The sequence below is a fragment of the Agromyces binzhouensis genome, assembly GCF_004135055.1.
In the GTDB taxonomy this organism is placed as follows: Bacteria; Actinomycetota; Actinomycetes; order Actinomycetales; family Microbacteriaceae; genus Agromyces; species Agromyces binzhouensis.
In genome coordinates this window covers 1-8,402 of sequence record NZ_SDPL01000107.1, presented here as the reverse complement: position 1 = coordinate 8,402, position 8,402 = coordinate 1, and the positions used below count along the sequence as shown (strand labels likewise).

Annotated in this window: 6 protein-coding genes and 1 pseudogene; 3 read left to right on the top strand and 4 right to left on the bottom strand. The window is 71.5% G+C overall.

All coding sequences use genetic code 11. The features are described from left to right. From ESO86_RS07385 to ESO86_RS07375, 3 genes are all read right to left on the bottom strand, one after another. On the bottom strand, window positions 1-645 hold a 645-nt coding region (locus ESO86_RS07385), incomplete at its 3' end, for a Mur ligase family protein (protein WP_242492257.1). Between the two features lie 7 nt (window positions 646-652). Then, window positions 653-2,041, bottom strand: coding sequence for an RNA polymerase sigma factor (locus ESO86_RS07380; protein ID WP_129234322.1), 1,389 nt, complete (start codon window positions 2,039-2,041; stop codon window positions 653-655). Between the two features lie 313 nt (window positions 2,042-2,354). Next, the gene (locus ESO86_RS07375; RefSeq protein ID WP_129234321.1) at window positions 2,355-3,272 is read right to left on the bottom strand and encodes a proteasome assembly chaperone family protein; all 918 of its coding nucleotides are present in this window, start codon (window positions 3,270-3,272) and stop codon (window positions 2,355-2,357) included. A 114-nt stretch (window positions 3,273-3,386) separates the two neighbouring features. Between ESO86_RS07375 and ESO86_RS07370 the strand changes: the two genes are divergently transcribed. The 3 genes from ESO86_RS07370 (at window position 3,387) to sucB (ending at window position 7,932) form a co-directional block, all read left to right on the top strand. Beyond that, window positions 3,387-4,856 (top strand): leucyl aminopeptidase, encoded by a 1,470-nt coding sequence (locus ESO86_RS07370; RefSeq protein WP_129234320.1) that lies wholly within the window; start codon window positions 3,387-3,389, stop codon window positions 4,854-4,856. A 93-nt stretch (window positions 4,857-4,949) separates the two neighbouring features. Further along, the gene (gene lpdA / locus ESO86_RS07365) at window positions 4,950-6,323 is read left to right on the top strand and encodes a dihydrolipoyl dehydrogenase (RefSeq protein WP_129234319.1); all 1,374 of its coding nucleotides are present in this window, start codon (window positions 4,950-4,952) and stop codon (window positions 6,321-6,323) included. 67 nt (window positions 6,324-6,390) lie between these two features. Beyond that, window positions 6,391-7,932, top strand: coding sequence for a 2-oxoglutarate dehydrogenase, E2 component, dihydrolipoamide succinyltransferase (sucB, locus tag ESO86_RS07360; RefSeq protein WP_129234318.1), 1,542 nt, complete (start codon window positions 6,391-6,393; stop codon window positions 7,930-7,932). Here sucB and ESO86_RS07355 read toward each other — a convergent pair. Next, a pseudogene (locus ESO86_RS07355) lies at window positions 7,929-8,402 on the bottom strand (hypothetical protein); the annotation flags it as partial. The gene sucB and the pseudogene ESO86_RS07355 overlap by 4 nt on opposite strands.

The following is an 8,402-nucleotide window of genomic DNA, read 5'->3' as shown; positions in this document are numbered from 1 at the left end:
GAGCCGCTCGGCGCTGGTCTCGGTGTGGCCGAGTCCGCGCGGTGCGGCGGCGAGGACCGTCGGCGAGACGCCGAAGCGGCGGACCGCGACGCCGTCGCGGAGCCCGCCGGCGATCCGCTCGAGGTAGGCGTCGTCGGCGTTCACGACGACGCAGCCGTCGGCGCGGGCCGCGATCTTCGCCAGCATGCCGGCGACCATCTCCGAGTCGTGGAACCGGTCGATCTGGTCGACCATCACGTTCGTCAGCGTCACGACCTGAGCGTCGACGCCCTCCATCACCCGGGCCCCGTGGCCCTCGTCCATCTCGAGCACGGCGACGTCGCCGGGCACGTGCCCGCGCCAGTCCGCCTGCTCCAGGAGGGCGGAGGTGAGGCCCTGGCTGATGTTCGCCGTCGAGGGATTCGTGAAGACCGCCTCGCCGTGCGCGCGCAGGATCGCCACGAGCATCTTGGTCGTGGTCGACTTGCCGCTCGACCCGGTGACGACGACGAGGCCGCGCGGGAATCCGGAGAGCGTGGTGCCGAGGTAGCGGGGCGCGATCGTATTGACGACGAGGCCGGGCACCGCCGAACCGCCGCCCGGCTTGCGCAGCCGGGCGGCGATCCTGGTGAGCCGGCCGACGAGGATCGCCGGCGCGTACTTCACTGGCGGCCTACTCGAGGTAGTCGCGCAGCGACTGGGACCGGGACGGGTGACGCAGCTTCGCCATCGTCTTCGACTCGATCTGGCGGATGCGCTCACGGGTCACGCCGAAGGTGTCGCCGATCTGGTCGAGCGTCTTCGGCATGCCGTCGCCGAGGCCGAAGCGCATGCGGATGACGCCGGCCTCGCGCTCGCTCAGGGAGTCGAGCAGCGACTCCAGCTGCTTCTGCAGCATGGTGAAGCCGACCGCATCGGCCGGGACGACCGCCTCGGTGTCCTCGATCAGGTCGCCGAACTCGCTGTCGCCGTCCTCGCCGAGCGGGGTGTGCAGCGAGATCGGCTCGCGGCCGTACTTCTGGACCTCGATGACCTTCTCCGGGGTCATGTCGAGTTCCTTCGACAGCTCTTCCGGCGTGGGCTCGCGGCCGAGGTCCTGCAGCATCTGGCGCTGGACGCGAGCCAGCTTGTTGATGACCTCGACCATGTGCACCGGGATGCGGATGGTCCGGGCCTGGTCGGCCATGGCGCGCGTGATCGCCTGGCGGATCCACCACGTCGCGTAGGTCGAGAACTTGAAGCCCTTGGTGTAGTCGAACTTCTCGACCGCGCGGATGAGGCCGAGGTTGCCCTCCTGGATGAGGTCGAGGAACTGCATGCCGCGGCCGGTGTAGCGCTTGGCGAGCGAGACGACCAGTCGCAGGTTCGCGCCGAGCAGGTGGCTCTTCGCGCGCTGGCCGTCGCGGGCGACCCACTGCAGCTCGCGACCGAGCTGCGAGCGCTTCTCGGCGTCCGACATGTGCGAGAGCTTCTCCTCGGCGAAGAGCCCCGCCTCGATGCGCATGGCCAGCTCGACCTCTTCGGCCGCGTTCAGGAGCGCGACCTTGCCGATCTGCTTCAGGTAGTCCTTGACCGGGTCGGCCGTCGCGCCGGTGATCGTCGACGAGTAGACGGGGATCTCGTCCTCGTCGTCGGATGCCCGGAGCACGATCGCGCCCGTCGGGTGGGGCTCGACGGGTGCGGGCTTGGCCTCCTCGTCGTCGCCGGCCTCCTCCGTCGACTCCTCGCCGGACGCGGCCTCGTCGGTCGCGTCCTCGACGGCGACCTCCGCTGCGTCCTCGTCGAGCTCGTCCTCGTCGGAGCCCTTCGCCGCGCCCTTGGCGCCCTTCGCCTTGCCGCCCTTGGCGGTCGACGTGCGAGGGCTCTTCGACGCGGTCGTGGCGCGCTTGCCGGTGGACTCGCCCTCGGCCGCGGGGGTCTTGGACGCGGCGCCCTTGGACGCCGCGGCCTTGGTGGTCGGTGCCTTCGTCGACTTCGACGTCGACGTCCGCTTGGTCGTACCGGTGGCGCGGGGCGCCTCGGCCGACTCGTCGGTCGTCGCCGTGGTGGTCTTGGCTGCCATGTGTACTGAACCTCTTCCTCACCGTCGCGCGGCGCGTGGCCCCTGGGCGGGCCTGCCGGGATGTCTGACTGCGTCGCGACCCGGGTGATTTCGGACACGATGAGGACCCATGTCAAGTCCGCGGCTGATGCGACGGCAGTCGCACGGCGGACCAGAACGGGTCCTTCCCCCCATTATACAGGCCGAGACGCGTCGACCGACCGCGACCGCGCGGGGTTTCGGGGCGCACTCCGACCTGCACCATGTTCCAACGTCCGCACGGACGCCCGCATTCCCCGGAGGCCCCTCCGGGCGGCCGCCGGCGGGCGGGACCTCAGCCCTCCTCGGCGTCGCGGTTGCGTCGCCGGGCAAGGAACTTCTCCAGCTCGGCGCCGATCTCGTCGGCCGACGGGAGCTCGCCGTCCTCGTCGGTGAGGGGCGACCGCAGGGTGGTGCCCTCCATGTAGTCGTCGTGGCGCTCCTCGAGCGTGTGCACGAGCTTCGCGAGCTCGCCGTTCTCGGCGACCTGCTCGTCGATCCGTGCCGTGAACTCGCGGCCCTGCTCGCGGAGCGAGTCCGTGGGGAAGATGCGGCCCGTCGAGGCGCTCACCGCCTCGAGTGCCGTGACCGCGGCCGACGGGAACTCCGCATCCGACAGGTAGTGCGGCACCAGCAAGACGAACCCCGTCGTCGGGTGGCCCAGCGTCTGCAGCCGGTACTCGACGAGGTGCAGCGCGTTGGCCGGCACCTGCGTCGTCGGCCGCCACACCGACATCGCCTCGATGAGATCGGTCCGGTTCCCGCTCACGGTGACGCCGATCGGCCTCGTGTGCGGCACCGGCATGGGGATCGAGTTGATCCACGTGGTCGACGCCACCTCGAACCGCTCGATCAGCTGGAGCACCGCGGCACCGAAGCGCTCCCACTGGAAGTCCGGCTCGAAGCCGGTGAGGAGCAGGAATGGCTGGCCGAGCTCGTCACGGGCCAGGTCGAGCGAGAGCCTCGGGGGCCGGTAGTCGGTGAGGTGGTCGCTCTCGAAGAGGATCACCGGCCTCCTGGCCCGGTAGTCCAGCAGCTCGTCGGCGTCGAACGTGGCCACGACCTCGCTGTCGAGGTTCGTGAGGAGGTACGCGGTCGTCTGCGCGACCGCCGATCCCGCGTCGGCGAACCCCGTGAGACCGGCGACGAGCGGGAGGCCGAGGGGCACCTCGACGTCGGCGTTGAGCTCGTAGAGGGAGCGGGGATCGCGCATACGACAAGGGTACCGACGGCCCGACCGCCTCCGGCCGTGCGCGCACCGCTGCGACCATGCCGAGAGCGAACACCGGATGCGGCAAGGATCGGGCGACGACCTACGATCGAAGCCATGTCCGTTCCCTCGATCGAGCTCATCGCATCCCCCGCCGCCACGACCGACGCCGATGCCGTCGTCCTGCCCGTCCGACGCACCGGCGACGGCCCGGTACCGGTCGTCGGCGGCGGTTTCGAGTGGGTCGGCGCCGCCCTCGCACGGCTCGGCGCGAAGGGCGGACTCGACGAGGTGACGAAGCTGACGTCGCCCGACGGCGACGGCATCGTGGTGGCGACCGGCGTCGGCGAGACGACGGATGCCGCGTCGCTGCGTCACGCGGGAGGCGCCGCGCTCCGCGCCCTCGCCACCGCATCGTCCGTCTCCCTCGCCGGAGACGGGCTCGACGCCGCGCTCGCCGAGGCGTTCGCCGAAGGCGCCGCACTCGGCGCCTACGCCTTCACCGAGTACCGCGAGGGCCCGACCGGTCCCGACCGGTTGACGCTGCACACCGAGCACGACGCCGCGGCCGTCCGGCTCGACCGCGTCCGCAGCGTGGTCGCCGCGGTGGCGCGGACGAAGGACCTCGTGAACACCGCGCCGAACGACCTGCCGCCGACCGCGCTCGCCGACCTCGCGTCGCAGGCCGCGGAATCGGCCGGCGTCGAGGTCCGGGTCTACGACGAGGCCGCGCTCGCCGAGGGCGGCTTCAACGGGATCCTCGCGGTCGGCGGGGGCTCCTCGCGCCCGCCACGGCTCGTCCGCCTCGAGTACGCCCCGGCCGGGGCATCCGCTCATCTCGCCCTGGTCGGCAAGGGCATCACGTTCGACTCGGGCGGGCTGTCGCTGAAGCCCGGCGCCTCGATGGTCGGCATGAAGTCCGACATGGCCGGCGCCGCCGCCGTGCTCTCCGCGATCGTCGCGCTCGCCGAGCTCGAGGTGCCCGTGCGGGTCACCGGATGGCTCTGCCTCGCCGAGAACATGCCGTCGGGCACCGCGGCTCGACCGAACGACGTGATCCGGATGAAGGGCGGCACCACCGTCGAGGTGCTGAACACCGACGCGGAGGGGCGCCTCGTGATGGCCGACGCGCTCGCGGCCGCGAGCGAGGAGCAGCCGGACGCCATCGTCGACGTCGCGACGCTCACCGGCGCCCAGGTGGTGGCACTCGGCAACCGCATCACGGGACTGATGGGCGAGGACGAGCTCGTCGGAGACCTGCGCGCCGCGGCCGAGGCCGCAGGCGAGCCGACGTGGCCGATGCCGCTGCCGGAGGACCTGCTCCCGCTGCTGAAGTCGGACGTCGCGGACCTCGCCAACACCAAGCTCGGCACCGTCGTGCCCGGCATGCTCCTCGCCGGCGTCTTCCTGCAGCAGTTCGTCGGCCGACGCGACGGCGAGGACGCACCCCGGATCCCGTGGGCGCACCTCGACATCGCCGGGCCGTCGTACAACACCGCGGCGCCCTGGGGATTCACCGGCGCCGGAGGCACCGGAGCCGCCGTGCGCACGCTCATCGCGCTGGGCGAGCGGGCCGCCGCCAAGTAGTACAGTCGTCTGGGGCGATCCTCGCCCCAGACGTTCCCCGGCCACGAACCGGGTGACTCGCGCCGCAGATCCGATGCGCAAGGGAGATTCCGTTTGTCCGAGCAGAACTTTGACCTCGTCATCCTCGGAGGCGGCAGCGGAGGGTACGCAGCGGCGCTGCGCGCCGTCCAGCTCGGCCTCAGCGTGGCCCTCGTCGAGAAGGACAAGCTCGGCGGCACCTGCCTGCACCGGGGTTGCATCCCGACGAAGGCGCTCCTGCACGCCGCAGAGGTCGCCGACAACTCGCGCGAGTCGGAGAAGTTCGGCGTCCGGTCGAGCTTCGAGGGCATCGACATCCCGGCCGTGACGCGATACCGCGAGGGCATCGTGGCGAGCAAGTTCAAGGGTCTCCAGGGGCTGATCAAGGCACGCGGCATCACCGTGTTCGAGGGCGAGGGCCGACTCGAGGGTGCGAAGACCGTCGTCGTCGGCGATGACCGCCTCACCGGCGAGAACGTCGTCCTTGCCACGGGTTCGTACTCGCGCTCGCTGCCGGGCCTCGAGATCGCCGGCCGCGTGATCACGAGCGAGCAGGCGCTGGAGCTCGACTTCGTGCCCAAGAAGGTCGCGATCCTCGGCGGCGGCGTCATCGGCGTCGAGTTCGCGAGCGTCTGGCGCTCCTTCGGCTCCGAGGTCACGATCATCGAGGCGCTCCCCCACCTCGTCCCGAACGAGGAGGAGTCGATCTCCAAGCAGCTCGAGCGCGCCTTCCGCAAGCGCGGCATCGACTACAAGCTCGGCGTGCGCTTCCAGGGCGTCACCCAGCACGACGACGGCGTCGTCGTGACCCTCGAGAACGGCGACACGGTCGAGGCCGAGCTCCTGCTCGTCGCCGTCGGTCGTGGCCCGGTGACCCAGAACCTCGGGTATGAAGAGGCGGGTGTCACCGTCGACCGCGGCTTCGTCATCACGAACGAGCGCCTCGAGACGAGCGTCCCCGGCGTCTACGCCGTGGGCGACATCGTCCCCGGCCTCCAGCTCGCCCACCGCGGCTTCCAGCAGGGCATCTTCGTCGCCGAGGAGATCGCGGGCCTGAACCCGATCATCGTCGAGGACGTCAACATCCCGAAGGTGACCTACAGCGAGCCCGAGGTCGCCTCGGTCGGCTACACCGAGGCGCGCGCCGCCGACAAGTTCGGCGCCGACCAGGTGTCCTCGTACGAGTACAACCTGGCGGGCAACGGCAAGAGCCACATCCTCGAGACGAGCGGATCCATCAAGGTCGTCCGCGTGAACGACGGCCCCGTGGTCGGCGTGCACATGATCGGCGCCCGAGTCGGCGAGCTGATCGGCGAGGCCCAGCTCGCGGTGAACTGGGAGGCCTACCCCGAGGACATCGCTCCGCTGATCCACGCGCACCCGACCCAGAACGAGGCGCTCGGCGAGGCGTTCCTCAAGCTCGCGGGCAAGCCGCTCCACGCGCTCTGATCCCGTCGCGCGGAAACACGACTGCAATAAGCTAGAACGCGTCACACGCTGTGAAGGAGACAAGCGAATGAGCGAATCCGTCAGCCTCCCGGCACTCGGCGAGAGTGTCACCGAGGGCACGGTCACCCGCTGGCTGAAGAACGTGGGAGATCGAGTCGAGGTCGACGAGCCGCTGCTCGAGGTTTCGACCGACAAGGTCGACACCGAGATTCCATCGCCCGTCGCGGGCGTCATCGAGGCGATCCTCGTCCAGGAGGACGAGACGGTCGAGGTCGGCACCGCGCTCGTCACGATCGGCGACGGCTCCGGGGGCGGAGATGCTGCGCCGGCCGAGGAACCGCAGGCCGAGGCCGCGCCCGCCCCGGCAGAGGAGGCTCCGGCCGCCCCTGCTCCTGCTGAGCAGGCCCCGGCCGCGCAGGAGGCGCCCGCTCCGCAGGAGGCGCCCGCTCCGCAGCAGGCACAGACCGCTCCGGCACCGGCACAGGAGGCTCCGGCCGCCCCGGCTCAGGAGGCGCCTGCTCAGCCGCAGGCTCCGGCTCAGGAGGCTCCGGCCGCTCCGGCTCCGGCTCAGGAGGCGCCTGCTCAGCCGCAGGCTCCGGCTCAGGAGGCTCCGGCCGCTCCGGCACCCGCGCAGCAGGCTCCGGCCGCGCAGCAGGCTCCGGCTCAGGAGGCGCCCGCTCCGCAGCAGGGCGGATCGCACGCCGGCACGTCCGGCTACGTGACCCCGATCGTCCGCAAGCTCGCGAACGAGCAGGGCGTCGACCTCGCCTCCGTCACGGGCACGGGGGTCGGCGGTCGCATCCGCAAGCAGGACGTGCTCTCCGCGGGCTCCCCCGCCACGGCCACCGAGGCGCCGGCCGCCAAGGCCGAGCGCCAGCCGCTCGAGACCTCCCCGCTGCGCGGCACCACCCAGCCGATGACGCGTCTGCGCAAGGTCGTCGCCGAGCGCGCGGTCGTCTCGATGCAGTCGACCGCACAGCTCACCTCGGTCGTCGAGGTCGACGTCACGCGCGTGGCACGCCTTCGCGACCGCGTGAAGGGCACGTTCCAGGAGAAGACCGGCACCAAGCTGTCGTTCCTGCCGTTCTTCGCCCTCGCCGCGGTCGAGGCGCTCCGCGCCTACCCGATCATCAACTCGACGGTCGACGGTGACGCCATCGTCTACCCGGAGCGCGAGAACCTGAGCATCGCGGTCGACACCGAGCGCGGCCTGCTCACGCCGGTCGTGCGCGACGCGGGCGAGCTCGACATCGCCGGACTCGCCGGGCAGATCGCCGACCTGGCCGAGCGCACCCGCAACAACCAGCTCAAGCCCGACGAGCTCGCCGGCGGCACGTTCACGCTGACCAACACCGGGTCGCGCGGCGCGCTGTTCGACACGCCGGTCGTGTTCCTCCCGCAGACCGCGATCCTCGGCACCGGCGTCGTCGTCAAGCGCCCGGTCGTGATCTCGGATGACGGCTCCGACGCGATCGCGATCCGCTCGATGGTCTACCTCGCGCTGTCGTACGACCACCGGATCATCGATGGTGCCGATGCGGCTCGCTTCCTCACGGCGGTCAAGGCACGCCTCGAGGAGGGCGACTTCGAGGGCGACCTCGGGATCTAGCCGAACCACTCCCGCAGACGCCAACCGGCCTCGCTCCGCATCATCAGGAGCGAGGCCGGTTCGCGTTCGCCGAACGCGGGCACGCTGAGCACGACCGCGTCACCGAGGTCGGCGGTGACCGAGATCGCGGACAGGTCCGCCGATCCCGGGACGATCGGCTCACCCGACGCCATCGCGGCCAGGTCGACGGCCTCGATGGGCGCGCCGGGCTGTGCGTACGACGCCACGCACGCCAGGTCGCGACCGGCGAGGCATCCCTGCCGGATCTCGAGCAGCACGGACGCGGCCTCGACCGGGTCGGTCTCGTCGGATCCGGCTCCCCCGCCATCGCCCGCTCCTGCACCCTCCACGCCATCCGAGGCGCCGCCGGAAGCGCCGGCCGCCGCTCCCCCAGCCGGTGCGGGAGGCGGCGCCGTCGGCGCAGCGGATGCCACGGCCGACGCCGATTCCGCGGCAGCCGGATCGCCGTC